We start from the raw sequence: 25071 nt of genomic DNA, 5'->3' as shown, positions 1-25071 counted from the left end.
ATAAAGATGAATAAATAGGAACGTAGCTGGTTAATGCTGATTGAGGAAGAGGTGAGTATATGGAGTGGCTCTTATTACTATTAATTGCATTTATATTTCAAATTGCTACCATATTGATTGTAGAGTTTCGTAATCCGGGAAAGGCAATGGCTTGGATGTTCATCCTATTCCTCATCCCCATCATCGGTTTTGTTTTATACTATTTTATTGCTCAGGAATATAAGAAAAGAAGAACAATCCGTCTGAGAGGAACGAGTATTTTTCAAATGCTCAAATCAACGGTATTTCGTCAGTCGAAAATCATTCACCATATTTCTGAGATGAGATATCCCGCATTTAGCGATCAGACACGTTTATTTGGACTATTAACAAAAATTTCTGAAAATCCAATTACAGGCCATAACGAAGTGAAGGTCATGAGTGAATCTGAAAAAATATTTGCCGCCATGCTAAATGCGATGGAACAGGCAACATACCATATTCATATGGAATTTTATATTTTCCGTCATGATGGAATTGGAACTAGATTTCAAGAAGTGCTGATTCGTAAAGCGATGCAGGGCGTGGAGGTACGTGTTATTTATGATGGGTTAGGCAGTTATAAGCTGAAGACCTCCTTTATTGCAGAAATGCGTCGTGCTGGGATTGAGGTTAGAGCTTTTTTACCACCATGGATTGCTACGCTTGATCGAAGAGTGAATTATCGGAATCATCGAAAAATATTAATTGTGGACGGTAAGATTGGATTTATGGGTGGGATTAATGTTGGGGATGAATATTTAGGATTATCTCCAAAGCTTGGTTTTTGGCGAGATACACACCTTGAATTAAGGGGAGATGCCGTCTATTTTTTGCAAAATACGTTTTTGGATGATTGGTCACTTGTTTCGGAGCAAGTCGTAGTAAGTGAGGATTTGTATCCTGCGCATAACTGCAATGTGGATAAACAGGTGCAAATTTTAACTAGTGGGCCTGATCAGCATTGGGATACGGTGCAGGAGCTATATTTTGGTGCTATTTCCGCGGCAAAGGAACGAATCTGGATTACTTCGCCTTACTTTATTCCAGATGAAGCGTTAAGAACAGCCCTAAAAACGGCGGCGGTGAGTGGGGTAGAGGTGAAGGTGCTTATTCCTTATCAAGGGGATAGTCGTATTGTGCAGCTCGCTTCATTATCATATGTAGAGGAGCTTATGCTTGCAGGGGTCGAGTTTTATCAATATACAAAAGGCTTTGTCCACGCCAAAATTATTATTATTGATGTTCTGCTTGGATCGGTGGGTACAGCCAATATGGATATGCGTAGCTTTTTTTATAATTTTGAAATGATTGCTTTGTTGTTTGATGAAAATTCAGTTTCCGAGCTAATTACAGATTTCAAACAAGATTTGGAACATAGTAAAAGAATAGAGTTGCGGGAATTCCAGCTTCGCCCGAGGTTACAAAAAGGAGCGGAGCTATTAGCCCGTCTTGTTTCCCCTTTATTGTAGCAAAACTTTAGCCTTTGATTTTACCTAGCTGGGCAATAATTGATTTTAAATCTTGAGGTGCTACTGTGGCAATTAGATCGCCTTTTTGCTGTAATCGTTCCTCTATATTAAGTAGATGATAGTCTGAGGGACGTGGATTTTGTGCGACCTCCTCCCACGTTAATGGCGTAGATACACAAGCAGCTTCATTCGCTCTAGGCGTATAAGCAGAAGCTAACGTTTTGCCCTTGTAGTGCTGGAGGTAGTCAAAATAAATTAGATCACCGCGATGCTTTTTTAACCGCTCGATTGTAAATAGCTGTGGATACTTTTGAACCGTATATTGCGCGATAAAATGACCAAGTGATCTTAATTCATCAAAGGTGATGCCATATTGAATTGGGACAATGATTTGGACGCCAGTTGCCCCTGACGTTTTTGGAATCGACTGAATGCCTAATGAGTTTAATACCTGCCCAACATTCCATGCTGCTTCCATAATGCGTGGTTCCTCTGGCAGAGACGGATCAAGGTCAATAATCCATTCGCAAGGTAAATGCTCCCCTACAAAATGGAGCGACGGATGAAATTCAATGCAGGCTAAATTTCCTAACCATAACAGCGTAGCTAGCTGATCAAGCACGACATAATGTATACTTTCCTCCCAAGCGGTAGTGACAAAGGAGGGGAGTGGTTCTGGTGCATTTTTTTGATAAAAAAATTTGCTATGTACGCCGTGTGGATAACGGATCGTAGTTAGTAAACGGTTGTTACAGCGTGCCAATAAATAAGGGAAAAGTACCGTTAGCTTTTCTAAATACATCGATTTAGTGATGCCCATTTCTTGCCATAATAGCTTATTTGGATTTGTAATTTTGATGTCATGCTGATCTACTTTGATGATCAAATGAGATGAAACGGCCATGCTTTAACCCTCCCTTCTTCGACCTAGGATAGCATTCCCAAAGTGTGGGGAAACTATGAGCTAACGATTTCACTGAGAGGAAAGGAGAATTAACTATGCAGTTGCCTGTCATTGTCCCGTTCGAACCGATCTCTGCTAAGGATATTCCGAGTGGGGATGGATGGTTGTCCCAAATTAAATGGGACGGGGTTAGAATATTGACCTATTACGATGGGACAGAGGTAAAGCTCATTAATCGCAAAGGAAACGAACGCACACAGCAATATCCTGAATTTAGGGATATCCATTCCTATTGTAAGGCCAAGTCGGTTATTTTAGATGGCGAAATGATCGTGTTGGAGCAAGGTAAGCCTTCCTTTCATGGCATTATGAAGCGAGATAGCTTAAGGAAGGACATGCAAATCGCTTCAGCTATCCGAAGTATTCATCCTGTGTATATGGTATTTGACCTGGTGTATTTAAATGGCGAATGGATCAATGATTTGCCTCTAATCACTAGACAGCAAAAGCTAAAGGAAATTCTTATGCCGTCCGAGCGTGTTCAGTTAGTTCCCAGTGTATCCTCTGAGCAAAGCTTACCCTTATTAAACATAATGAAAGAAAAAGAGTGGGAGGGCATTGTTTGCAAGGAAATAAATAGTACATATGCTTGTGGGGGGAAAGATGGCAGATGGCGTAAAATTAAGCTTGGTTTTGATTTGTATGCAGTGATTGGCGGTTTGAGTATGAAGGATGGCAGATATAATGCTGTATTATTAGGTTTATTTAATGAGCAGGGACAATTTATTTATGTTGGACATGTTGGACCTGGAATGTTAAATCAGAGTGCATGGTCAGCGTTAGTGCAACAGCTTCAAAACCATAAGATAAGCAAGATGCCTTTTATCAATAAGCCTGACCGCACAAAGGAGGCTCTATGGGTGGAGCCTCTTGTGAGTGTAAAGGTAAATTATATGCAATGGACGCCACATTATACGTTAAGACATCCGGTGTTGCAGGGGATCGCACATAAGCCAGCTTATGAATGTATAACATCTCAATAATTGATGCAGTTTTTACTTTTCTGTCTTTTCTGCTCAAGCCTTTTTCTTCCCTTTTGGCGTGGCAGTAGTTTTACTTTTGGTTGTTTTTGCCTTACCTCGGGTGGATGCTTTTGTTGCCTCACCTGTATCTGTAATCATTGGCGCTGGTTTGGCCGCCTCGATGCTTGCTTGGAGCGCTGCCATTAAATCGATCACGTTATTTTCCTGCTTCGCTGGTGCAAGTGTAACCTCTTCGCCTGCGACCTTTTGCGAAATTAAGGTTTGCAGGTTTTCTCGGTAATCATCCTTATATTTTATTGGCTCAAATGGTGTTGAAAGCTGTTCAATCAATAGCTTCGCCATCGTTAGCTCTTTATCATTAACCACTGCAGCTTCTGGTAGGTTAGGCACCTGTGCAATTGGGCGGATTTCATCAGGGAAAAACATCGTTTCGATAGCCAGACACCCATCCATCACACGTATGGCCGCCAAGCTGCTTTTGGAACGAATCGCAACCTTTGCGATCCCAATTTTTCCAGACTGAAGCATGGCTTCCATTAACAATTTGTAGGCATTGGAGCCAGTTTGATCGGGAGATAAGTAATATGTTTTTTGAAAGTAAATTGGATCGATTTCATGTAGGTCAACAAAATCTAAAATAATAATGTTTCTCTCTGCTTGTGCGGAAAGCTGCTCCAGCTCTTGTTTTTCAAATAGCACATATTTTCCTTTTTCGTATTCGTAGCCCTTCGTAATATCCTCCCAAGCAACATCTTCTTCACATACAGGGCAACGCCGAACATAAGAAAGAGAACTGCCACATTTTTTATGAATATATTTCATGGAAATGTCTTTATCTTCTGTTGCAGAAAACATTTTAACGGGGACGTGAACTAAGCCAAAGCTTATTGCCCCTTTCCATACCGTATGCATGTAAAAGTGCTCCTTTCACTGTGATTGTTACTTTAGTTTACCCGAGGGATACGGCTTTAATCCTTGGTTGCTGTATATGGCTATTACACTTGCGGGTGTTGACTATGGTCGATATAATGGGAAAATACAGGTTGATAAAGTAGAGCATAAAGGTGGTTTCACGATTGGATATAAAAGCTTCGGCACAGTTTGTATATGAAGCAAAAGATTATAATGCAACCGCCACATTAGCGGCTTATTTAGCAAGGCAAGCCTTGCCAGGTACTGTCATTGGGTTAGATGGTGATTTAGGCGCAGGAAAAACAGCGTTTTCCAAGGCATTTGCGAAGGGGCTTGAAGTGCAGGAGTTAGTGAATAGTCCTACATTTACAATTATTAAGGAATATGAAGGAAGACTTCCTTTTTATCATATGGATGTTTATCGATTGTCGATAGATGAGGCTGATGAATTAGGGCTGGATGAATATTTTTATGGGACAGGCGTCACACTCGTGGAGTGGGCAAGTGTCATTGAAGAGCTACTTCCTACGGAGCTATTGCGCATTGAGATTGAGACGGTTTCGGAGTTTGAACGGCGCTTTTTTATTTATGGAACAGGCTTGATGTATGAAAAATGGGTTGCAACTATGCAGGAAAATGGGGTTTTATAGGTGGAAAATAATAAACAGACTAAAAAGGTATTAGCGATAGATACGTCTACAGCTACACTCGCCGTCGCAGTCCAAAATGCAGTGGGACAAGTCTTTGAAAGTAACACTCAAGCAGAGCGTAATCATTCCATTCATATGATGAAAGGAATTGAAGATACATTAAATCAAGCAGGCTTGAACATTAAAGATATGGATTTGATTGCAGTAGGTGTAGGACCGGGTTCTTATACAGGTATCCGTATCGCGGTTACAACAGCAAAAACATTGGCTTGGAGTCTAAATATTCCGATCGTTGGGGTATCTAGTCTTGCAGCAACAGCATTAGGTGGTTTGGCTACCGCTCTATCCTTAAAACAGGCGGAGTGTGAGGGAATTTCCGAATTAGTGGATAACAAGTCTTCCCATTGGGTAATTCCATTAGTAGATGCTCGGCGTGGGCAAGTATATACAGGATTGTATCAGCTAGAGCAAGGTGATTTCTCCGGAAAGATCCCTCTGAAATTAGAGTCTGATCGGATTACCCTTATGTCACTATGGTGTGAAAATCTAGCTAATAAATGGGATGCTTTAAAGGAAGAGGATAAACCTTCAGGGATCTGGTTTGTTGGTGAAACTACAGAAATGCATACAAAAACAATAATGGATACGCTTGGGGATAAGCTGGGTGACGCATTACATATTTTTGCCTATGAGTTAAGTGCAAAATGGATTGGACAATGTGGTGAACATGCATTTGAACAAGGTCAACATGATGAAGCACATACGTTAGTACCCAATTATACGCAACTTGCTGAAGCTGAAGCGGCTTTACTTGCTAGGAAGTAAAGGAGAGAGCATATGGCAGCATTAAACCTATTTAATTCTAATCAAGTTACATTTCGTGAGATGACCTTGGATGATATTGATGCCATTATGATCATTGAACACGAAGCTTTTACATTACCTTGGAGTGCGGAAGCGTTCCGCAATGAAATTATACAAAATCATTTTGCACATTATTTAATTATGGAGCTGAATGAAGAAGTGATCGGATATGCTGGCATGTGGACAGTCATGGATGAAGCTCATATTACAAATATTGCAGTGCGAACCTCATATCGAGGTGCTCATTTAGGAGAAACATTACTACGTAGACTAATGATGTGGGCACGTGAATTGGGAATGGAAAGAATGACACTGGAGGTACGTGTGTCTAATCATATTGCCCAAGCGTTGTATCGTAAATTAGGCTTTTATTCGCAAGGGGTAAGGCCAAAATATTATTCAGATAACAATGAAGATGCCATGATCATGTGGTGCGAGCTAGATCAAATTTCAGATATTGTTCACTAGATCACTAGGTAATTGCTATTGAACATTGGGATAAAGGGAAGGAAGCGACGTAATTTGTCAAATCAAGAGGATTGCTACATTTTGGCGATTGAAACTAGCTGTGATGAGACATCTGCGGCAGTCGTTAAAAATGGAAATGATGTATTATCTAATTTAATTGTAAGTCAGATTGAAATCCATAAAGCTTTTGGGGGAGTTGTACCTGAGGTCGCCTCTCGTAAGCATGTGGAAAGCATCACACTAATGATAGAACAGGCGCTTGAAGAAGCAAACGTAACGCCTGAGCGGTTATCTGCTATTGCAGTAACGGAGGGACCTGGGTTAGTAGGAGCGCTACTAGTAGGGATTATGGCAGCTAAAAGTGTAGCCTTTGCTTGGAATAAGCCCCTTATTGGGACTCATCATATTGCAGGGCATATTTATGCCAATCAACTCGTAGAGGAAATCGTGTATCCAGCTGTTGCTCTCGTTGTATCAGGTGGACATACTGAACTTGTTCTTATGGAGCAAGAAGGGAAGTTTAGCTGGTTAGGTCGAACACGTGATGATGCTGTGGGAGAAGCTTATGATAAGGTCGCACGAGCATTAAGTTTTCCGTACCCAGGTGGGCCTTATGTGGATGCATTGGCAAAGGAATCGAAGGAAGCAGAGAAATTGCCACGTGCATGGCTGGAGCCAGATAGCTATGATTTTAGCTTTAGTGGTTTAAAATCGGCTGTACTAAACCTAGTGAATCAGCATAAAATGCGTGGAGAAACTGGCTACGAAGCTGCGATTGCGCGTGGATTTCAGGAGTCGGTCGTTGAGGTTTTAGTTGAAAAAGCGATTAGAGCAGTCAAAGAGACAGGTGCGAAGCAATTGCTATTGTGTGGTGGCGTAGCTGCTAATCGTGGACTAAGAGAGGAACTTACAAAACGAACAGAAACAGAAGGCATTGCACTTGTGATTCCGCCATTTAAATATTGTACAGATAATGCCGCGATGATTGGTGCGGCTGCATATTTGAAATGGAAAAGGGGGCAATTCTCTTCCTTGGATCTTAAAGGAGAGCCTTCGTTTTCGTTAGAGGCTTGGTCGGTGTAAATCAGAAGTAGGAGGGCTCAGAATAAAATGAGTGATTGTGATTGTGATTGTCAACCACTCATTTATTCAGAGCCCTTTTTATTGAAGCAAACAAACAATCTTCAGAATCTCTCTCTTCGCTAGTTAATCATTTCCTTTAGGTGTAGACTTAGAAGAAGAGGCTTCGCTTGTTGATTTAGCGTTAGCATTCATATTGCTATTGCCATTGGACTCAGTGACGTTTTCCATCTTGCTTGTCCCTTCAAAAATACTACCCTCTTCAATACATAAAGTATGAGTTACAATATCCCCATATAGCTTCCCTTTGGCGTTAATGGACAATTTGTTTGTCGCATGAACGTTCCCATGCACAGTACCTGCAATAATAATATTACGTGCGCTAATATTGGAATGGACAAGCCCTTTTTCACCGATAGTCACATCACCTTGGCACTCAATGTCCCCTTTAATTTGTCCTTCTACCCTTAGACCAGCATCAGATTTAATATTTCCTTCAAAGCTGCTGCCTTCCCCGATAATTGTATCTGTCGTATTAGGATCTACCTTTGTTGCTTTTACTTTGCTTTTAAACATTTAGTTCGAAACTTCCTCTCTATTAGGGATTATGTAATCAGCAGGGTCAACGAGTACCCCATCCTTAACAATTTCAAAATGCAGATGTGGGCCTGTGCTCCGACCTGTGTTTCCAAGCTCTCCAATTACTTCACCTTGCTTTACAGTTGCGCCCGTTGTTGTTGAAACAGCATTTAAATGCATGTAGTGACTTTGCAAGCCAGAGGGGTGAGAGATAACAATATAGTTTCCTCTAGAAGTACTTACCCCAGCATCAGTCACCTTGCCATCTGCTGCGGCATAGATTGGGTCGCCCACTTCTCCACCAACATCCAAACCTCCATGATATTTAACTCTACCTGTAAACGGATCTTTACGACTCCCAAAATGGGAGGTGATCCGTGTTGATACTGTTGGCCAATATGTAGGTGTTGTTGCTAGCAACGTCTGATATTGCTTCACAGAATGTTTAGTTTTCTCTAAGCTAGATTGTAAGGCTGGTGCAGTTTGCAATGTATTTTCGATACTTTGCTTTGTTTGCTCAATGAGTGCAGCAATGTTTTGTGGTGTCATTTCAATATCTTCACCACCCACCCCATCTAAAGCTGAAGGAGGGGTTAAATCTTTTTGTTTAGTAGAGAAGCTAGTAATGGCTGCATCCTTGCCATCATTTTTATTCGTCATTTGTTTTAATTCTGCTTCTAGGATTTGAAGCTCGGCCATTTTAGACTCTACATTTTTAGATTGCTCTGATAGCTCTAGCAGCTGAGAAAGTAACTCATCCATTGCTTGATCTTTATTTACCATCGTTGTTTTAAGTTCATCTGAAGACGAGTCTAGCTTAGCTTGTAAAGTAGTTATTTTCTGAGAGTGAGCTTGATTCATATAAAAAAGAACCAACATCGTCAAAATCATGATGACTGCGGCCACACTACCAGCAATAACATAAAAAGAAGTAAGCTTAAAGCGCATAACAGGTTGGCTGCCCTCAGGAACGATCATAATGGAATATCGTTTGTTTTTAGGACGGCCTAATTTAAATTTAAAATTTATCATCACAAAACCTCATTACCTAATATTTTCCTTCGCCAAATGATACATTTCGACATACTACTCCAAAATCCTGTTTTGTTCAGCAAAAAAAGTAACGAATTTGACATTTTTGTGAAAGGAGTTTGTAGTAAATCGATTTTGTGCAACATTGAAATGAAAAAAGGTAGGACAAAAGAGGAGGTCAAGATGAAAAGGTGAGAAGCAAAAAAAGAGTGAAGTAAAAATTGAAGTAAAGAGGAGTGAAGTGGGAGAAGGATTTTGGAATCAGCGTTCAATCCCTTAACGAAGTACTGATCCCAAAGAAAAACCATGTCTGCTTAAAGATTAGGGTTTTAGACGTTCAAGACTTGTATGCTCATTTAGTCCTGTAATAACATGCTCTAGCCCTGACTTCGTCTCATACATCCAGCCAAGCATACCACCATCTAAATTATGAACATGCTGAAAGCCTAATTGCTGTAAATAGTTGGCAACTTCAAAGCTTCTTTGACCACTGCGACATACAAAGACATATTCTCGCTCTTTATCAAGCTGATCTGCATATTGTGGAAAATTGCCCATCGGAATTAAAGGAATGCCGGGAATATGAGCTTGCTCATATTCATGGGGCTCACGAACATCGATAATAAGATGTGAATTGGTAGTTTCTTGTAATAATTCATACAATTCCTCGCTATCGATATGGGAAATACCTTGGTAATCATAACTCATATTTAGATCTCCTTTGAATGAATGCTGATTATTTTATTTTATGGATTGTTATCTCAGTATTCATTTTATATTGTAGTCATTACATAACTAACTTTCAAGAATTTAAAAATTTATATAAAGGAAGTGTTGAGGTTTGCATAAAACATATAAGATTACTATCGGACGTAGGGGTGCTTTTGGATTTATATTGTTAGCTTTATTCATAATATCAGGTTGTACGTTTAACAGTACTAAGGTAGTTCAAGAGGAGGTTTACAATAACGATGATCGTTTAGTCCAGCAATCTAATACGTATACCTATACCAATACCGCAAAAAAAAGTATAACAGATAAAAAATTATCTGTAGAGTTTAGTACGTTCACAGGTGTTGATACGTTCTGGATTATAAGCTCCGATATAGAGCAGGAGCTGAAAATTAATATAGACCAACAAATTAAAGGCGGTAAATTTAAAACGATTATAGTTAGCGCTGATAATAAGACTACTGAAATCAATGTGCTGAGTGAAGGTAGTCAAGCAAAAACAACTTCAATTACTCTAAAGCCAACAACAGAATACCGAATAAAAATTGTAGGTAGTAAGGCAAAAGGAAATATAAAAATGGAATTAAGCTCCGAGCATGATATTCATTTGACAACTTTCGAGTAATGGAAGATCAGTAGATCATAGGTTTAGAAAGTTAGATGGTCAGAAGGTAGAATGTGGAGTGTAGAATGTGAATTGTAGGAGCTCTTGCTAGAGGTGAATGACTCCTTGTGAATAATTTTGTTCACAGATAGTGAGTAACATTTTCTGAAAAAGCTGAAAGCATTGATCCAACAGCTTGAATTAATTGTTTTGCAAATAAATCAAGTTATTTTCAATAAATTGTGGATAATGTGCATAACTAAGTGGATAAAGTGAACATTTTATGTCTAAAAAATTTTGAGTATAGAAAAAGCGGCTTTTTCAGCCGCTTAAGTGTTTGTTGTAAACCTTTGAATTTCTGTGGATAACACTGTATATAATTATTGAGACAATAAAGACTCCCATTCTTCATATACGTTGGTGAGTTCATTTTTATGGTTATCAATCGCAACCTGTCGTTCTTGAACAGCAACGTAGTCCTGATAAACCTCTGGTAAAGTTAATTCGGCTTCCAACGCTTCAATTTTACCCTCTAACTCTGCTATTTGTTCCTCAAGTTGTTCAATTCGTCTTGCTCTAGCTCGTTCCTCTCGTTTTGCCTGCTTATCTGCTTCAAAAGCAATCGCACCACTTTTAGGAGAGGTAGCATTGGTGGAGGAGGTAAGTTCTTCGACTTTTTTGTTTTTAACTGTTTCTTCGTTTGCTAATTCGGCAGCTAACTCCGCTAGTTCTTCTTTTTTCGCAATATAATCGTCATAATTACCCAGGAAATGCTCTGCGCCATTTGGATGTAATTCAACGATTCGTTCTGCCATTTTGTTAAGAAAATACCGGTCATGTGAAATGAATAGTAATGTACCATCATAATCAAGCAAAGCAGACTCTAATACTTCCTTACTAAATAAATCTAAATGGTTTGTAGGCTCATCCAAAATCAGAACATTAGCACGTAATAACATTAGCTTAGCCAAAGCGACACGTGCCTTTTCGCCACCACTTAACGCAGATACCTTCTTCAGTACATCGTCGCCACTAAACAAGAAGTTACCAAGTACACTGCGAATACGAACCTCCTCAAGATGAGGATAGGCGCTCCATACTTCCTCTAAAATCGTATTACTTGGATTTAAATGACTTTGCTCCTGATCATAATAGCCGATTTTAACTTTAGTTCCCCAATTGATATTACCTGATGAAGGTTTAAACTCATTGGTTAGCATTTTTAGTAAGGTAGATTTTCCAATCCCGTTTGGCCCAATTAGTGCAATCATTTCACCACGACGCATTTCAAAGGAAACATGTTTGAATAACGGGGTTTCTCCCGGCTTAAAAGCAAAGCTAATATCCTTTACCTGTAAAACATCCTTACCACTCATAATTTCAGCTTCAAATGAGAAGTTAGCCCGCTTTAAATCGCCAAGTGGACGATCCATCACATCCATCTTTTCAAGCGCTTTACGACGACTTTGTGCTCGTTTTGTAGTAGATGCACGAACAATATTTTTGCGAATAAAATCTTCCATTTTTTCGATTTCGTCTTGTTGCTTTTCGTACATTTTGAGTTGGCTTTCGTATTCAGCTGCCTTTAATTCAATATATTTGCTATAGTTGCCCGTATATTTACGTGACTGGTGCCGCTCAATTTCGACAATGGCTGTAACAAGTCGATCAAGAAAATAACGGTCATGAGAAACAACTAATAGTGCACCAGAGTAATTGCGAAGGTAGTCCTCTAACCACGTTAATGTCTCGATATCAAGATGGTTTGTAGGCTCATCCAGCATAAGTAAATCTGGAGCTAGCAGCAAAATACGTGCTAATGCAAGGCGCGTTTTTTGTCCACCACTTAAAGTAGAAATAAGTGTATCAGGTGGGAATTGTCCAAAACCCATCCCGTGAAGCACACTACGAATACGCGTTTCAATTTCGTAACCACCATGATCCTTAAACCAATCAGATTTAAGTGCGTAGCGTTCTAACAAGGCTTCATATGCCTTTTCATTTACAGCTTGAGATGGATTGGCAATTTCAACTTCCATCTGTCTTAATTCACGCTCTGCTTGAAGCACAGGCTCGAATACCGTCAGCATCTCATCCCAAATCGTCAGGTTGGACTGTAGACCACTATTTTGTGGGAGGTAACCAATCGTTGTTTCCTTTGATTTAAAAATTTGTCCCCCATCATGAGATAATTCACCAGCTAAAATTTGTAATAACGTAGATTTACCTGCACCATTGACTCCAACCAGTCCAATTCGATCTCGTTCAAGGACTTGCAGGTTAATCCCACTTAATATCGGTGTAATTCCAAATAATTTACTTATATTACTAGCTTGAAGCAGCATCTTTGTATTAATCCTCCTAATCAACAAAACACTATAGTATTAGTTTACATGAAATGAAGAAGGTTTGCATTGAGGAGTTATGGCAAGATGATTTATTTTCATAAAGCAGCAACGTTATTAAAATTTAAAAATTTAGCTATTTATATACCACATGTAGTTTTTTGGGATTAACATTAAACTAGATATGGCAATTTGAACAAAATGGGGTCATTTGTAAAATGATTTGCTTTGCTTTGTTTTCATTTTGGAGTAACAATGATACACTAAGATGAGAATGGACTAAGAATTGGAAGGACGTCAAAAGGGAAAATGGAGCTTACAGATAAGAAAAAACAGCTTCGACATAACATGAGGGAACTGCTTTCCAGTAAGTCTATACACACTCGCGTCACAGAGAGTGAGCTTGCGAACAGGCTTTTAATTGAGCGGGTTATGTTACCTTTGCGTTGTAATTTAGATCGACCGCTTACTGTATTTAGTTATCTCTCATTTGGACACGAGCTAGATACCTCTTATTTAATCCAGCATTGTTTGCAGGCTGGGGATACTCTTGTTGTCCCACGCGTAGCTTCTAAAACATTGCTTCAATTGCATGAGCTACATTCTAATCAAACGCTCGTTGTCAATAAAATGGGGATTTCTGAACCCGAACCCAATAGTCCAGTTTTGCCCCCAGCACGATATCATGAAATTGACCTCGTCATCGTCCCAGGCTTAGCTTATGATGTCTCAGGTGGACGTATTGGATATGGTGGTGGTTATTATGATAGATTTATCGCCCAGTTGAACAAGGATGCTAAGGGTGAAGATGCAGGTGTAGATGACAAACATCCGTTGTTAGTCTCCTTATTATTTAAGGAACAGCTTATCAACGAGGTACCTATAGCCCCACATGATTTTAAAGTAAATATGTTAATTACAAGTGAAAAAGTGTACAAGTGTTAACAAATACTAGCTAGGTTTAACCATAAATTTTTAATATATAAATGGAAATAATAACTAACTTTAAAATGTGATTTGTAGTTCTAAGTGGATGGGAGGAGTGGCTTCATGATTTGGAAGACAGCAATTCTGACGGCAAGTGATAAAGGATCAAGAGGTGAACGTGAAGATACGAGTGCTCAGGTTATCCGAGAGCTTGTCGAAGAGGAATTAGGGGGCGAAATAGTTGAATACCGTATCGTTCCTGACGAACCAGATGAAATTATTGCAGCATTAATTGAAATGACGGATTATTTCCATGCTGACCTAGTATTTACTACAGGGGGTACAGAGTTGGCGATTCGTGATGTCACCCCAGAGGCGACTCGTCGTGTAATTGAGCGAGAGGTGCCAGGAATGGCAGAAGCAATGCGTTATTCAGCAATGCAAAAAAATCCAGGTGCGATGCTTTTTCGTGGAATTGTAGGTATACGTGGACGTACCTTAATTGTGAACTTGCCAGGAACACCAAAAGGTGTGCATGAGAACCTAGCCGCGATTATGGAACAACTACCCGAAGCATTGCTTATGGTCACAGGGCAATTTAGATTATAGAGGTTAGTAATTAGAAGTTAAAAACCTTGTATTAGTATGGTTTTTTGTATAATTATACAAGATTACTAAGGCTTAGAATTCCCTTATTTTTCCCTATAAAATTGAATTGCAAGTGCTTTCAAAATATGATATATTCCTCTTACAGATAGGGATGTAACCTTACTTTGGGCATAACCTAGACTGATACAACAGCGTTTGTATTGGTTTGGGTTTTTTTGCGTCTATCTGTATTTTCTTTCAAAAATAAAGGGGGGGGACATGGGTACATTCATTTTGGATTCATGGCAACTTAAGAGAATACGTACAGGGAGGGTTTCAACATGAAGAAAAAGAATAAAATCATTGCATTGCTACTAAGTGCAGTCATGCTAACTTCAATGACTAGCTTCTACACTGCACCACAGCAAGTAAGTGCAAACCAGCAAATCAATACACAGGTTACTGCTGTTTATAAGCCAGGCATTGTACAGGAAACGAAATTTGGTAAGGTTAAAGGGGTTAAGGATGAACTAAACCAAGCTTTAGTGTGGAAAGGGGTCCCTTATGGTGGGGCAACCACAGGTGAACAGAGATGGAAAAAGCCTGTAGATCCTATTAAATGGTCTGGCGAATTAGATGCGACTAAACCAGGGGATGTTGCGATTCAACTTAGCGGTAAAAATATTATCGGTTCTGAAAGCGCTTTAAACTTAGATATTTATCGTCCCGACAATGCAAACAGCAAGCTTCCGGTATTTGTATATATTCATGGTGGAAATAACCAGACAGGAATCTCTGGCGAAATTACAGGGAATTCTTTTGTGAAGGATATGAATGCGATCTTTATTTCTGTTAATTATCGTCTTGGACCTTTAGGTTTTAACCCACTGCCAGCTCTAAATACAGGCGATAAGCTAGAGGATTCTGGCAACTATGCACTTTTGGATATTGCTAAATCTTTAGACTGGATCAAAGAAAATATTGCTCACTTTGGTGGAGATGCAAACAATATCACATTATCAGGTTTTTCGGCTGGTGGTCGTGATGTGATGGCAATTTTAGCGTCACCTGTGTTTAAAGGAAAGTTTCATAAAGCGATTTCCTTTAGTGGTGGCATGAGCATTGCGAATAAAGAAGATAGTGCTAAAGTATTTGCAAAAGCGATCGCACCTTTGGTTGTAGAAGATAAGGTTAAAGCTACAGAAGCTGAAGCTTATCAATGGTTACTTACGACGGGTAGTGATGTGAAGGACTACTTATATTCTGTTCCAGCAGAAAAGCTGGCTAAATTGATGGGGAACGCAGGAATTAGAATGAGTGTATTCCCACATCTGTATAACGATGGTTATGTATTGCCAAAAGAGGGCTTTAACACAACAACCTACAATTCTGTTCCATTACTAATGTTAACTGGTGCTAATGAATTTTCATTATTCGGAAGATTTGATGCTTATTTTGCAAAAGATGTGGCGAGCAACGAAATCAATACAAATCCAAGTAAAGTTGCAGAATATGATTTTGTGAACAAATACGGCGGAGAGCTCTATAGCTTATTTAATGTGAAGGAATCAGCTCAAAAAATGGCTCCATTTTATAAGTCTGATATTTATGGGCTAGAAATTAACTTTGGTAAGGACGCTTATGTTGCAGGGAAAGAGCTTGCTACATTTGGTGCGTATCATGGTGTCTTTGTCCCACTCCTACAGCCAGACAATCAGAACTATGCTACACTAGTTGGTGATGGCTACAAAACCGAAGGAGCTAAAGATTTAAGCCGCGTATTTAGAGGTTATATTTCTAATTTCTTGAAGACGGGAAATCCAAATGGACAAGGTTTAACAAACTGGAATCCATGGTCAAACAGTAATGAAATGGATGGCCAATCGTTAATGATTTTAGATGCAAACCGTTTTAAAGCATTAGCTTACATGTCAAACAAGCCATATACGTATGAGAGCGTATTAAATGCGATGGACCAAGATCATAGTATTTCTGCAGAAACTAAGCAGGATATTATTTCCAAGGTTTTAAATGGTAGATGGTTTAGTAAGCGTTTGGATCAGAAATATAACAATCCGTCCTTATGGGTAAAATAAAACTAAATGGAGAATGAAATTTTAATGCTTAGTGCCTAAAATAGTGCTTAAAATTTATTTTGGCTCAATATAGAAAATCGTGCTAGATGGATTAGCGATGGATACTCTCGAAGTGCCTTCGCTATACATTAATTGTGTTAGCACGAGGTTCCGTATTGAGTCTTTTTGTATGCTGTTTTAGTTAGTTTTGATCATCTTAGCAAAATTTCTTTTAAAAAATTAACAAAGAAACTTGAAATTTTGGCTCAAGTTGAGTATCATAAAAATTGGTTGTTAGCACTAAAGCATATCGAGTGCTAACAGAGTGTAAAATGCTTATAAAATTAACACAACATATTTAAAGGAGGACATTATTCATGATCAAACCTTTAGGTGAACGCGTTTTGGTGGAAGCGATCGAACAAGTACAAACAACTGCATCTGGACTAGTACTTCCTGATACAGCAAAGGAAAAGCCACAAGAAGGTAAAGTAATTGCTGTAGGTAGCGGTGTATTAAAAGATGGCGTTAGAGTTCCTCTTGAAGTTAAAGAAGGAGACCGTGTTTTGTTCTCTAAATATGCAGGAACTGAAGTGAAATACGAAGGTAAAGAATACTTAATCATGAAAGAAAGCGACATCCACGCAGTAATTGAATAATTACGCTAAGATGCTCTTCGTTTTTTAACTGTAGATACTGACTTACAATTTATTTAGGGAGGTAATTTTACAATGGCAAAAGATATTAAATTCAGTGAAGACGCTCGTCGTTCAATGCTTAATGGTGTAGATGCGTTGGCAAACGCAGTAAAAGTTACGTTAGGACCAAAAGGTCGCAACGTGGTTCTGGAGAAAAAATTCGGTAGCCCGTTAATTACTAACGATGGTGTAACGATTGCAAAAGAAATCGAGCTTGAAGATGCATTTGAAAACATGGGTGCACAATTAGTTAAAGAAGTTGCAACTAAAACCAACGATGTAGCTGGTGATGGTACAACGACTGCAACTGTACTTGCGCAAGCTTTGATTCGTGAAGGCTTGAAAAACGTAACTGCAGGCGCTAGCCCAATTGGTCTTCGTAAAGGGATCGACAAAGCGGTTAAAGCTGCTGTAGCTGAACTACAAAAGATATCCAAAACAATCGAAGATAAACAATCTATCGCACAAGTTGCAGCAATCTCTGCTGGGGATGATGAAGTTGGCGAATTGATTGCAGAAGCAATGGAAAAAGTAGGTAAAGACGGTGTAATCACTGTTGAAGAATCCCGTGGATTCGCTACTGAATTGGAAGTTGTAGAAGGTATGCAATTTGACCGTGGATACATTTCTCCATACATGATTACAGATACAGACAAAATGGAAGCTGTCCTAGACAACCCTTACATTTTGATCACAGATAAAAAAATCAGCAGTACACAAGAAATCTTGCCTCTACTTGAAAAAGTAGTACAACAAGGTCGTCCGCTTGTAATCATCGCTGAAGATATCGAAGGCGAAGCACTTGCGATGCTCGTTGTGAACAAATTGCGTGGTACATTTAACGCGGTTGCGGTTAAAGCTCCTGGCTTTGGTGACCGTCGTGAAGCAATGCTGCAAGATATCGCTGCATTAACTGGTGGTCAAGTGATTACTGAAAAATTAGGTCTTGACCTGAAGAGCACAGAAATCACTCAGCTTGGTACTACTCGTCAAGTGCGTGTAACTAAGGAAAACACAACAATTGTAGATGGTAACGGCGACAAAGCTGATATTACAGCTCGTGTAAACCAAATCCGTGCTCAATTAGAAGAAACAACTTCTGAATTTGACAAGGAAAAACTACAAGAACGTCTTGCTAAATTAGCAGGTGGCGTTGCGGTAGTTAAAGTTGGTGCGGCTACTGAAACTGAATTAAAAGAACGTAAATTGCGTATCGAAGATGCATTAAACGCAACTCGTGCTGCAGTTGAAGAAGGTATCGTATCTGGTGGTGGTGTTGCACTAGTTAACGTATATGGTGCAGTTGCTGGATTAAACGTAGAAGGCGACGAAAAAACAGGCGTAAACATCGTGCTTCGTGCACTTGAAGAACCAATCCGCACTATCGCAGCTAATGCTGGTGAAGAAGGTTCCGTCATCGTTGACCGCTTGAAGAAAGAACAACCAGGCATCGGCTTCAACGCTGCAACTGGCGAGTGGGTAAACATGATCGAAGCAGGTATCGTTGACCCTGCGAAAGTAACTCGTTCCGCATTGCAACATGCTGCATCCGTAGCAGGCTTGTTCCTAACTACAGAAGCAGTCATTGCTGACAAACCAGAACCAGAAAAGCCAGGAATGCCTGACATGGGCGGTATGGGTGGAATGGGCGGCATGATGTAATATAGCCAAAAACCCTTTTTACATCAAGGGTTTAGGCGTGTTATTAGTTCCGCTGTTAACATTTTGTTAACTTTAATCTGATTTTTTAGAGGCTTTCATTAGTTCGCTGAACTTTTGAGAAGCCTCTTTTCTTTGTGGTTTTGTCATGTGTAGGTATATTTTCTTGGTTACTTTATCATCTGAATATCCTAGACGTTGCATTATTTGCTCCAAGCTAACTCCAGCTTCTGCTAGAAGAGAAGTATGAGTGTGTCGAAGACTGTGAGGTGTTAAATCTGATTCAATCCTGATAATCTCAAGAGCCTCTTTATTCTAGTTCAACCATTTTTATGACTTCTGGAAAACCAGCAAACTCGCCAGTTTTTGCGAAGACAAATCCTTTATCGTGAAAAGTATCAGGACGTTTTTCTTTCTCGATTTTTTGTATAGTCAATAGGTTTTTTATGTGATCAAAATCTCTTCCTCAATTGCGATATCTCTTATTGAAGATGGTGAGAGCGTAAAATATTATGTGTAAATAGAAACCAATGAAAAAAGGAAGAACTTTTCTTGTAGAATTGAAGTTACCAGACTAACAATTCAAAGAGAGGTCTTCCCTATGAATCATTTTAAAATAGAATTGGTCGAAGCACTAGTCAGTAAACAGGATGTGACGGAGGTGTTCCGTTCACATCTGGAATCCGCCATGAGTCACTTGCTGGAAACAGAACTGACAGGCTTCTTTGACTATGAAAAATACGACCGAGCAGGCATAAACTCTGGCAATTCCAGAAATGGAGCCTATGTGCGTACACTTCACACGGAGTGTGGGGACTTAAAGCTAAACATGCCCCGAGACCGCAACGGAGAATTCAAGCAGCAGGCGGTGGTTCCTTACAAACGTTCCAATGACGCACTGGAATCCTTTGTGATCCACATGTTCCAAGTGGGTGTCACCATGACCGAGATTGCAGATTTAATTGAAAAAATGTACGGTCATCACTACACTCCACAAACCGTATCCAATATGACGCGTGTCATGACAGAGCATGTGGATGCCTTCATGAAAAGACCGCTGTCTCCCCGTTACGTTTGTGTATATATGGATGCCATCTATGTGCCTGTGAAACGAGAAACGGTAGCCAAAGAAGCCGTGTATGTTGCTGTGGGCATTCGTGAAGATGGTTCGAAGGAAGTCATTAACTATGGCATTACACCCAATGAATCCGCCTATGTGTGGAATGAAATTCTTCAAGATATGAAAGCTCGAGGAACCCAAGAGGTGCTGCTCTTTATTTCAGATGGTTTACAGGGGATGGCTTCTGCCATCCACAAAGTGTATCCAAATTAGAAATACCAAGCTTGTTTCGTACAAGTAGCACGTCATCTTGCACATAAAGTGAGGGTGAGTGACCGAGCTGACATTTGTGAAGATTTTAAGGCTGTCTAACGCGCAGAATACGAAGCACAAGGCAGAAAAGCGCTCGAAGAATAGTACCAAATGGAAAGCAAGCTATCCAAAAGTAGTGAAATCCTTACAAGAGAATCCCTATCTTTTTACCTTTTATGGTTTTCCTAAATTCGATCGGGCTCGAGCTGAACTTGCAGCTATGTTCACTACCACCACCTAGCAACATCTTCTACAAGTTAAGGTTATTTTCATTTACACATAATTCTTGACGCTGCCTCTAGACCGTTTTTTTTTGTTAAAACTAATATTTCATTAACTCTACTTTTAATAGAGTTATTAAAATTTGTTTTCCAAAAGTCTTCTAGATTCAAATGAACTTGTCATCTTAAATTAATCTTCCGAAAATAAATTTTCGTAACATTCATAAAAAATACTATAAAGGTATTTATTTCTATTAAAATTGTGTTATCCTATTAATAGGAATAAATACCTTTTTTTTAAAAGGTGGTGATATATAAATAAATATAAATATCAAAATGATTCGTATTCACTCTAAAAATTAAAAGGAGCTGTTAACTATGAAAAAATTCCAAAAATCTGTACTTGCTACACTTACTTCAATGGCACTGCTTTTAATGCCTACTCAAGCAATATTTGCGAAGGAAGTAATTAACAATACATCTGTAGTAAATGAAATACAAGAAATCAATAAAGATTTTTCACTACTAGGCGCACACTCTGAAAAAATTAACAACCAAACTGAGGATATATATTGTAATGGTAACGTTACAATTAAAGTGAATGCTGATGATGAGAACGCTAGTTTTGATATTAGTTATATAAAAGGTAAGGAACACACAAAAATAGGCACAGTAAAAGGTTCAAAAAGTAAATCAGTTAAATTATACGGTTATCATAAATTTGTAGTAGTATCTTCTACATCATCAGGAACATTTAGCGTTGAATATTAATATATGACTTATATCAAAAGAAGCATCCAACCTACAATTGTAGGCTAGATGCTTCTTCTAGTGCGCCCAGTATGGGCGCTATCTCCTAGGGTTCAGGTCCCGAATGGTGAAGGCAGTTGTAGCCATAGTCTAAGGCAAGGGTGTCCATCGCGAGGTGGAATCTGGGATCGATGCTGTTCCAATTGAGGATTTTATATACAAAAAGCCTTTATTAATTGATTGTCCACTTGGTCCAAACGGTTTTATTACTGTTTATAAACTGCTGGAATATACAGATCTACATGAAGCTGATTTGTTGATATTCAATACCGGTTATTGGAAATATCGAGAGAGTGATTTTGAAAAATATTCTAATCATTTTCCAGCTGTATCACCAGAGGCTGCAGAATTCATCCGTAAAAACTTCCAAAATGCAAAGCAGTAGCGATCGATACGTTATGCATTGAAAATTTGACTGAAGCCAAAAGCAACGGATATTTTGTCCATCATGCATTTTTGGATCATGAAAAATACGAAGAACCAACCATGCTAATATACGAGGATATCAATCCAGCTCCCTTGATTGGGAAAAAGCTTATATCTGCCTTCACTGCGCCACTTCGCATCAAAAATCACGATGCATCCATCGTTAATATCATCGTTGAAATAGATGAATAGGTCTTGAATTGGATATGGGTTGATATGAGTCTACATGCGCAAAAAACAGCAGCCACCTTCCGACATATTATCGGAGGACCGCTGCTGTTTACATTTATAGAAGTGCTTCGATACCTGACTGGATATCATCCATGGAAGCGATTGGCTCAAAGCGCTGGACAACGTGCCCTTCTGTATCAATAAGGAATTTGGTGAAGTTCCATTTAATCGCATTGCCATGCAGCCATTCTGGCGTGTTTTCGGAAATCATCAGCTTGAGCAGCTTGGCTTGTACATCGGATTCATCAAAACCGGAAAAGGGACCAGTCTGCTTCAGAAAATCAAATAACGGATGTGCTTCATTACCGTTTACATCGAGTTTGGCAAACATCGGGAATTTGACGCCGTAATTGAGTTGGCAAAAGGCTGCCGCTTCTTCACTGCTTCCAGGTTCCTGCTTTGCAAACTGGTTGCAAGGAAATCCGATAACTTGGAGCCCTTGATCTTTGTAACGATCATATAGCTTTTGTAGGTCGTCAAACTGATGGGTATATTTGCATTTGCTTGCCGTGTTGACGATGAGGACAGGTTTGCCTTCCAATTGAAAAAGTGGAAAACGCTCCCCGCTGGGTTTTGTCACTGTAAAATCGTAGATGGTTGCCATAATAATGTGTGCACCTCGCATGTGAAAGTTAGTTGGGCAAGCTTTGTATTATAGTATCTATTATATACGAACCAGGGTGTCTCTTAAAGCTTGGCAAGGAGTAAAATCCCTAAGACTTTGGATGGCTAGAACGTAATTTAAGGAGATATTTAGCGAGAGGATAAAATCTCTTGTTCTAATCTTTAAAATGACAGAAAAAAGTGGAATCAAAATGGGACTGACCCCATAACGTGAGACAAATCAAAACACCTTCAAAAGATTCCAAAACATCGTAAGATGTAGAGGACAACTTTCGAGGTGTTTTTGTAATGGCAACAAGAGTAAGCTACCCACTTGAAATTAAATTGAAAGCAGTTGAATTAAGATTGGCTGAAACGTTCTACCTTGAATCGTTGTACAAATGGTAAAAGAGTACATCTATTACTATAACGCAATCTGTATTAAGCGAAACTAAATAACCAGTCACCGATTGAATATCGACAACTGGCTTTTTAATTTAATAAGGTGTTTTAATCCCTGTATCAAAAACGGGGGTCAGTCCCGTAAATGTACATCGGTTTTTTTAAACAAAAAAATCACACCTTATGCAAAATAACTGCCCCTCTTCATTCTCTCCAAAGTTAAAATTCAGCAAATTACCAAAGAGAAGTTGTACTGTTTCATTTGCACTTTTTATCATACTCTCTGTAATGTGTATTATTATCACTTACCCCCTTAAAAGAGCATATTATACAATCGTATCTTAATATCGTTCCCAAAAATACGTTAAGGAGGTGCAATAAAGAAAATTGAATAATCATGATGAGAAAAAGTGTAGAAAAAGAAGGAGAAATAAGAAAAGAAGTTCAGGTCATTGTCTAAAGAAAAATAAAAAGCGTTGCTTAGTTATTCGTAAAATTATCCGTGTTAAGTATCGAACGCCTAAATATAATATTGGTCCACAAGGTGTAACAGGTGACACGGGACCGACAGTTTTTGCTAGAACGCTTGGAATAACGGGTACCACAGGGGTCACTGGGCCAGCTGGAAGTGCAGGAGCAGTTGGAGCCATAGGGGCGACGGGACCAACGGGACCAGCTGGAAATGCTGGAGCAGTCGGAGCCACAGGAGCGACAGGAGCAACGGGAGCAACAGGAAATGCAGGAGCAGTCGGAGCGACAGGAGCGACGGGGGCAACAGGAGCAACAGGAAATGCAGGAGCGGTCGGAGCCACAGGAGCAACGGGAGCAACTGTCGGAGCGACAGGAGCGACGGGGCCAACAGGAGATGCTGGAGCAATCGGAGCGACAGGAGCCACAGGGGCAACGGGAGATGCTGGAGCAGTCGGAGCCACGGGGCCAACAGGAGATGCTGGAGCAGTCGGAGCGACAGGAGCCACGGGGGCAACAGGGGATGCTGGAGCAGTCGGAGCGACAGGAGCGACGGGGGCAACAGGAGATGCTGAGCAGTCGGAGCGACAGGAGCGACGGGGGCAACAGGAGATGCTGGAGCAGTCGGAGCGACAGGAGTCACGGGGCCAACAGGAGATGCTGGGGCAGTCGGAGCGACAGGAGCGACGGGGGCAACGGGAGATGCTGGGGCAGTTGGAGCGACAGGAGCGACGGGGGCAACGGGAGATGCTGGGGCAGTCGGAGCGACAGGAGCCACGGGGGCAACTGGAGCAACGCCAACAACATCAACTAAAGTAATTTTGTTTGGTGGAACCAATGCGGGATTCCAACGTATTGCTGGTTCTCCTGGAGCAGTATCTAATGTTATACCCTATGTAGTGGCTGGAACAGTCGGGACAGTTGCAGGTTTATCAGGTTCTATTAATGTAAATAATTTGGTCGCAGGCACATATTTATATCAAATATGCAAAAATGTGTTTAATAATGCGGTTTCTCCAGCTGCTGGTGATGTTATTGCAACAATAACAATTGTAACAACAGCTTCGATAACGGGGACGATTGTGTTCTCAAGCAAACCTAGTGATGGAGAAGGAGTATTCACAACCAATGTGCTAGTTTCAAATAATGCTGCCTATACGTTGGCTCCCGCTACCATTGCATGGACCAGTAATATTCCTGGTCTTCCTTTAACCCGTGATGATGCACTTTCATTATTTGCGAATCCTAATATTACGCAAAGCGCAGTTTATTCAGTCTATGTAAATACTCAAATCTAAGCAGTTATCAGTCCCATCTTGAATAGAAAGATATTTTCCTTTCTATTCAAGATGGAATCCTGTAATTGAAAACAACGTATTTATTTAATGAACAATTAGTTACTAAGTTTAAAAACGTTTAAAAAGGCTCAATCTTGAAATTAGTTCTTGACCGCTAACCCAAGTTAGCGAAGAGACAGAGAGATTCTGAAGAGTGTCTCCCTCCTTATATTTCATTTTTCTTACGCTAGCTCGCTCATTCGCAGAATATCATTTGTTAGATTCGCAAATGAAGGAGAAACACCGACCCGAAAAGTTTAACATGGTCGGGGTGAAATAAAGGAAATAAGATATTTCCCAATCTATTCCTTTATTTGCATGCTCCAAGATCATCCTTGAGGTTTGCTCTCTCATGTCTCTACGGGTCTATGCCCTTACATTCCTTCGTCACACCTATCAAGGAGTTGGAGTTCGACTCTGCTCTTAAAATGGGTCTACGCCCTTTAGACGATCTTTGTCGTTTCTTCATGCTTCTTGTTATTCTGCAAATGAGCCAACTGGGAAGAAAAAAGCGTTTAAAAATTAAGCTATCATCCTTAGTTTATCGCTCA

The 25071-nt window shown here is 39.8% G+C and carries 25 protein-coding genes and 2 pseudogenes; 19 read left to right on the top strand and 8 right to left on the bottom strand.

Going from position 1 to position 25071, the window contains the following annotated elements:
- Nucleotides 1–59 precede the first annotated feature (59 nt).
- Nucleotides 60–1490, top strand: coding sequence for a cardiolipin synthase (cls, locus tag J2Z32_RS00830; protein WP_210087248.1), 1431 nt, complete (start codon nt 60–62; stop codon nt 1488–1490).
- A gap of 7 nt (nt 1491–1497) precedes the next feature.
- On the opposite strand, the gene J2Z32_RS00825 is transcribed toward cls, so the two are convergent.
- Nucleotides 1498–2394, bottom strand: a complete 897-nt coding sequence (locus J2Z32_RS00825; RefSeq protein WP_210087247.1) for a DNA polymerase domain-containing protein — start codon at nt 2392–2394, stop codon at nt 1498–1500.
- 95 nt (nt 2395–2489) lie between these two features.
- Here J2Z32_RS00825 and J2Z32_RS00820 point away from each other — a divergent pair, with 95 nt between their 5' ends.
- Entirely contained in the window at nt 2490–3437 is a 948-nt protein-coding gene (locus J2Z32_RS00820) for an ATP-dependent DNA ligase (protein WP_210087246.1), read from the top strand.
- A 33-nt stretch (nt 3438–3470) separates the two neighbouring features.
- Here the strand turns inward: J2Z32_RS00820 and ku are convergent, their stop codons facing one another.
- Nucleotides 3471–4349: a non-homologous end joining protein Ku gene (gene ku, locus J2Z32_RS00815; RefSeq protein ID WP_210087245.1), complete on the bottom strand. Its 879-nt coding sequence runs from the start codon at nt 4347–4349 to the stop codon at nt 3471–3473.
- 76 nt (nt 4350–4425) lie between these two features.
- Here ku and J2Z32_RS22465 point away from each other — a divergent pair, with 76 nt between their 5' ends.
- From J2Z32_RS22465 to tsaD, 5 genes are read left to right on the top strand one after another with little or no spacing between them, the layout of a single operon-like run.
- Nucleotides 4426–4548, top strand: a complete 123-nt coding sequence (locus J2Z32_RS22465; RefSeq protein WP_280921095.1) for a hypothetical protein — start codon at nt 4426–4428, stop codon at nt 4546–4548.
- Nucleotides 4520–4999, top strand: coding sequence for a tRNA (adenosine(37)-N6)-threonylcarbamoyltransferase complex ATPase subunit type 1 TsaE (gene tsaE / locus J2Z32_RS00810; RefSeq protein WP_342453901.1), 480 nt, complete (start codon nt 4520–4522; stop codon nt 4997–4999). The genes J2Z32_RS22465 and tsaE overlap by 29 nt, the downstream gene beginning before the upstream one ends.
- A complete protein-coding gene (tsaB, locus tag J2Z32_RS00805) occupies nt 5000–5824 on the top strand; it encodes a tRNA (adenosine(37)-N6)-threonylcarbamoyltransferase complex dimerization subunit type 1 TsaB (protein ID WP_210087243.1) in 825 nt (274 codons plus the stop codon). It abuts the gene before it with no gap.
- Between the two features lie 12 nt (nt 5825–5836).
- Nucleotides 5837–6331 (top strand): ribosomal protein S18-alanine N-acetyltransferase, encoded by a 495-nt coding sequence (gene rimI / locus J2Z32_RS00800; RefSeq protein WP_245251015.1) that lies wholly within the window; start codon nt 5837–5839, stop codon nt 6329–6331.
- A 54-nt stretch (nt 6332–6385) separates the two neighbouring features.
- A complete protein-coding gene (gene tsaD / locus J2Z32_RS00795; RefSeq protein ID WP_210087242.1) occupies nt 6386–7414 on the top strand; it encodes a tRNA (adenosine(37)-N6)-threonylcarbamoyltransferase complex transferase subunit TsaD in 1029 nt (342 codons plus the stop codon).
- A 123-nt stretch (nt 7415–7537) separates the two neighbouring features.
- Here the strand turns inward: tsaD and J2Z32_RS00790 are convergent, their stop codons facing one another.
- From J2Z32_RS00790 to J2Z32_RS00780, 3 genes are all read right to left on the bottom strand, one after another.
- Nucleotides 7538–7987, bottom strand: coding sequence for a bactofilin family protein (locus J2Z32_RS00790; RefSeq protein ID WP_210087241.1), 450 nt, complete (start codon nt 7985–7987; stop codon nt 7538–7540).
- A complete protein-coding gene (locus J2Z32_RS00785; RefSeq protein ID WP_210087240.1) occupies nt 7988–9022 on the bottom strand; it encodes a M23 family metallopeptidase in 1035 nt (344 codons plus the stop codon).
- 321 nt (nt 9023–9343) lie between these two features.
- Nucleotides 9344–9730 (bottom strand): rhodanese-like domain-containing protein, encoded by a 387-nt coding sequence (locus J2Z32_RS00780; RefSeq protein WP_210087239.1) that lies wholly within the window; start codon nt 9728–9730, stop codon nt 9344–9346.
- A 133-nt stretch (nt 9731–9863) separates the two neighbouring features.
- Between J2Z32_RS00780 and J2Z32_RS00775 the strand changes: the two genes are divergently transcribed.
- On the top strand, nt 9864–10379 hold the full coding sequence (locus J2Z32_RS00775; RefSeq protein WP_210087238.1) for a hypothetical protein: 516 nt from the start codon (nt 9864–9866) through the stop codon (nt 10377–10379).
- A 359-nt stretch (nt 10380–10738) separates the two neighbouring features.
- Here the strand turns inward: J2Z32_RS00775 and J2Z32_RS00770 are convergent, their stop codons facing one another.
- Complete coding sequence (locus tag J2Z32_RS00770) at nt 10739–12703, bottom strand: ABC-F family ATP-binding cassette domain-containing protein (RefSeq protein WP_210087237.1); 1965 nt, start codon at nt 12701–12703, stop codon at nt 10739–10741.
- Between the two features lie 309 nt (nt 12704–13012).
- Between J2Z32_RS00770 and J2Z32_RS00765 the strand changes: the two genes are divergently transcribed.
- The 5 genes from J2Z32_RS00765 to groL all read left to right on the top strand — a co-directional run bounded on the left by J2Z32_RS00765 (nt 13013) and on the right by groL (nt 18653).
- Nucleotides 13013–13648, top strand: a complete 636-nt coding sequence (locus J2Z32_RS00765; protein ID WP_210087236.1) for a 5-formyltetrahydrofolate cyclo-ligase — start codon at nt 13013–13015, stop codon at nt 13646–13648.
- A 105-nt stretch (nt 13649–13753) separates the two neighbouring features.
- Nucleotides 13754–14239 (top strand): MogA/MoaB family molybdenum cofactor biosynthesis protein, encoded by a 486-nt coding sequence (locus tag J2Z32_RS00760; protein WP_210087235.1) that lies wholly within the window; start codon nt 13754–13756, stop codon nt 14237–14239.
- A gap of 320 nt (nt 14240–14559) precedes the next feature.
- Nucleotides 14560–16314: a carboxylesterase family protein gene (locus J2Z32_RS00755; RefSeq protein WP_210087234.1), complete on the top strand. Its 1755-nt coding sequence runs from the start codon at nt 14560–14562 to the stop codon at nt 16312–16314.
- A gap of 356 nt (nt 16315–16670) precedes the next feature.
- The gene (gene groES, locus J2Z32_RS00750) at nt 16671–16952 is read left to right on the top strand and encodes a co-chaperone GroES (RefSeq protein ID WP_210087233.1); all 282 of its coding nucleotides are present in this window, start codon (nt 16671–16673) and stop codon (nt 16950–16952) included.
- A gap of 72 nt (nt 16953–17024) precedes the next feature.
- Nucleotides 17025–18653, top strand: a complete 1629-nt coding sequence (gene groL, locus J2Z32_RS00745) for a chaperonin GroEL (protein WP_210087232.1) — start codon at nt 17025–17027, stop codon at nt 18651–18653.
- Nucleotides 18654–18725: 72 nt separating this feature from the next.
- On the opposite strand, the gene J2Z32_RS00740 is transcribed toward groL, so the two are convergent.
- Nucleotides 18726–18938 (bottom strand): tyrosine-type recombinase/integrase, encoded by a 213-nt coding sequence (locus J2Z32_RS00740; protein WP_342453900.1) that lies wholly within the window; start codon nt 18936–18938, stop codon nt 18726–18728.
- A 313-nt stretch (nt 18939–19251) separates the two neighbouring features.
- Between J2Z32_RS00740 and J2Z32_RS00735 the strand changes: the two are divergent.
- The 4 genes and pseudogenes from J2Z32_RS00735 to J2Z32_RS22220 form a co-directional block, all read left to right on the top strand.
- A pseudogene (locus J2Z32_RS00735) lies at nt 19252–20212 on the top strand (IS256 family transposase); the annotation flags it as partial.
- Between the two features lie 409 nt (nt 20213–20621).
- Entirely contained in the window at nt 20622–21014 is a 393-nt protein-coding gene (locus J2Z32_RS00730) for a hypothetical protein (protein WP_210087231.1), read from the top strand.
- Nucleotides 21015–21168: 154 nt separating this feature from the next.
- A complete protein-coding gene (locus J2Z32_RS22225) occupies nt 21169–21438 on the top strand; it encodes a cyclase family protein (protein ID WP_342453893.1) in 270 nt (89 codons plus the stop codon).
- Between the two features lie 26 nt (nt 21439–21464).
- Nucleotides 21465–21671, top strand: a complete 207-nt coding sequence (locus J2Z32_RS22220) for a hypothetical protein (RefSeq protein ID WP_245251014.1) — start codon at nt 21465–21467, stop codon at nt 21669–21671.
- Nucleotides 21672–21765: 94 nt separating this feature from the next.
- On the opposite strand, the gene J2Z32_RS00720 is transcribed toward J2Z32_RS22220, so the two are convergent.
- Complete coding sequence (locus J2Z32_RS00720; RefSeq protein ID WP_210087230.1) at nt 21766–22314, bottom strand: glutathione peroxidase; 549 nt, start codon at nt 22312–22314, stop codon at nt 21766–21768.
- A 992-nt stretch (nt 22315–23306) separates the two neighbouring features.
- Between J2Z32_RS00720 and J2Z32_RS22620 the strand changes: the two are divergent.
- A pseudogene (locus tag J2Z32_RS22620) lies at nt 23307–23962 on the top strand (hypothetical protein); the annotation flags it as partial.
- 120 nt (nt 23963–24082) lie between these two features.
- Nucleotides 24083–24481, top strand: coding sequence for a hypothetical protein (locus J2Z32_RS22615; protein ID WP_342453905.1), 399 nt, complete (start codon nt 24083–24085; stop codon nt 24479–24481).
- The last annotated feature ends 590 nt before the right edge of the window (nt 24482–25071 follow it).

It is taken from the genome of Paenibacillus turicensis (assembly GCF_017873435.1).
In the GTDB taxonomy this organism is placed as follows: domain Bacteria; phylum Bacillota; class Bacilli; order Paenibacillales; family Paenibacillaceae; genus Fontibacillus; species Fontibacillus turicensis.
The sequence above is the reverse complement of the archived record's forward strand: the minus strand, read 5'-3'. Positions and strand labels throughout refer to the sequence as shown.

Coding starts and splice junctions, on each gene's coding strand:
- cls (WP_210087248.1), top strand. CDS start 60: ATGGAGTGGCTCTTATTACTATTAATTGCATTTATATTTCAAATTGCT.
- J2Z32_RS00825 (WP_210087247.1), bottom strand. CDS start 2,394: ATGGCCGTTTCATCTCATTTGATCATCAAAGTAGATCAGCATGACATC.
- J2Z32_RS00820 (WP_210087246.1), top strand. CDS start 2,490: ATGCAGTTGCCTGTCATTGTCCCGTTCGAACCGATCTCTGCTAAGGAT.
- ku (WP_210087245.1), bottom strand. CDS start 4,349: ATGCATACGGTATGGAAAGGGGCAATAAGCTTTGGCTTAGTTCACGTC.
- J2Z32_RS22465 (WP_280921095.1), top strand. CDS start 4,426: ATGGCTATTACACTTGCGGGTGTTGACTATGGTCGATATAATGGGAAA.
- rimI (WP_245251015.1), top strand. CDS start 5,837: ATGGCAGCATTAAACCTATTTAATTCTAATCAAGTTACATTTCGTGAG.
- J2Z32_RS00790 (WP_210087241.1), bottom strand. CDS start 7,987: ATGTTTAAAAGCAAAGTAAAAGCAACAAAGGTAGATCCTAATACGACA.
- J2Z32_RS00785 (WP_210087240.1), bottom strand. CDS start 9,022: ATGATAAATTTTAAATTTAAATTAGGCCGTCCTAAAAACAAACGATAT.
- J2Z32_RS00780 (WP_210087239.1), bottom strand. CDS start 9,730: ATGAGTTATGATTACCAAGGTATTTCCCATATCGATAGCGAGGAATTG.
- J2Z32_RS00770 (WP_210087237.1), bottom strand. CDS start 12,703: ATGCTGCTTCAAGCTAGTAATATAAGTAAATTATTTGGAATTACACCG.
- J2Z32_RS00765 (WP_210087236.1), top strand. CDS start 13,013: ATGGAGCTTACAGATAAGAAAAAACAGCTTCGACATAACATGAGGGAA.
- J2Z32_RS00760 (WP_210087235.1), top strand. CDS start 13,754: ATGATTTGGAAGACAGCAATTCTGACGGCAAGTGATAAAGGATCAAGA.
- J2Z32_RS00755 (WP_210087234.1), top strand. CDS start 14,560: ATGAAGAAAAAGAATAAAATCATTGCATTGCTACTAAGTGCAGTCATG.
- groES (WP_210087233.1), top strand. CDS start 16,671: ATGATCAAACCTTTAGGTGAACGCGTTTTGGTGGAAGCGATCGAACAA.
- groL (WP_210087232.1), top strand. CDS start 17,025: ATGGCAAAAGATATTAAATTCAGTGAAGACGCTCGTCGTTCAATGCTT.
- J2Z32_RS00730 (WP_210087231.1), top strand. CDS start 20,622: ATGAAAAAATTCCAAAAATCTGTACTTGCTACACTTACTTCAATGGCA.
- J2Z32_RS00720 (WP_210087230.1), bottom strand. CDS start 22,314: ATGGCAACCATCTACGATTTTACAGTGACAAAACCCAGCGGGGAGCGT.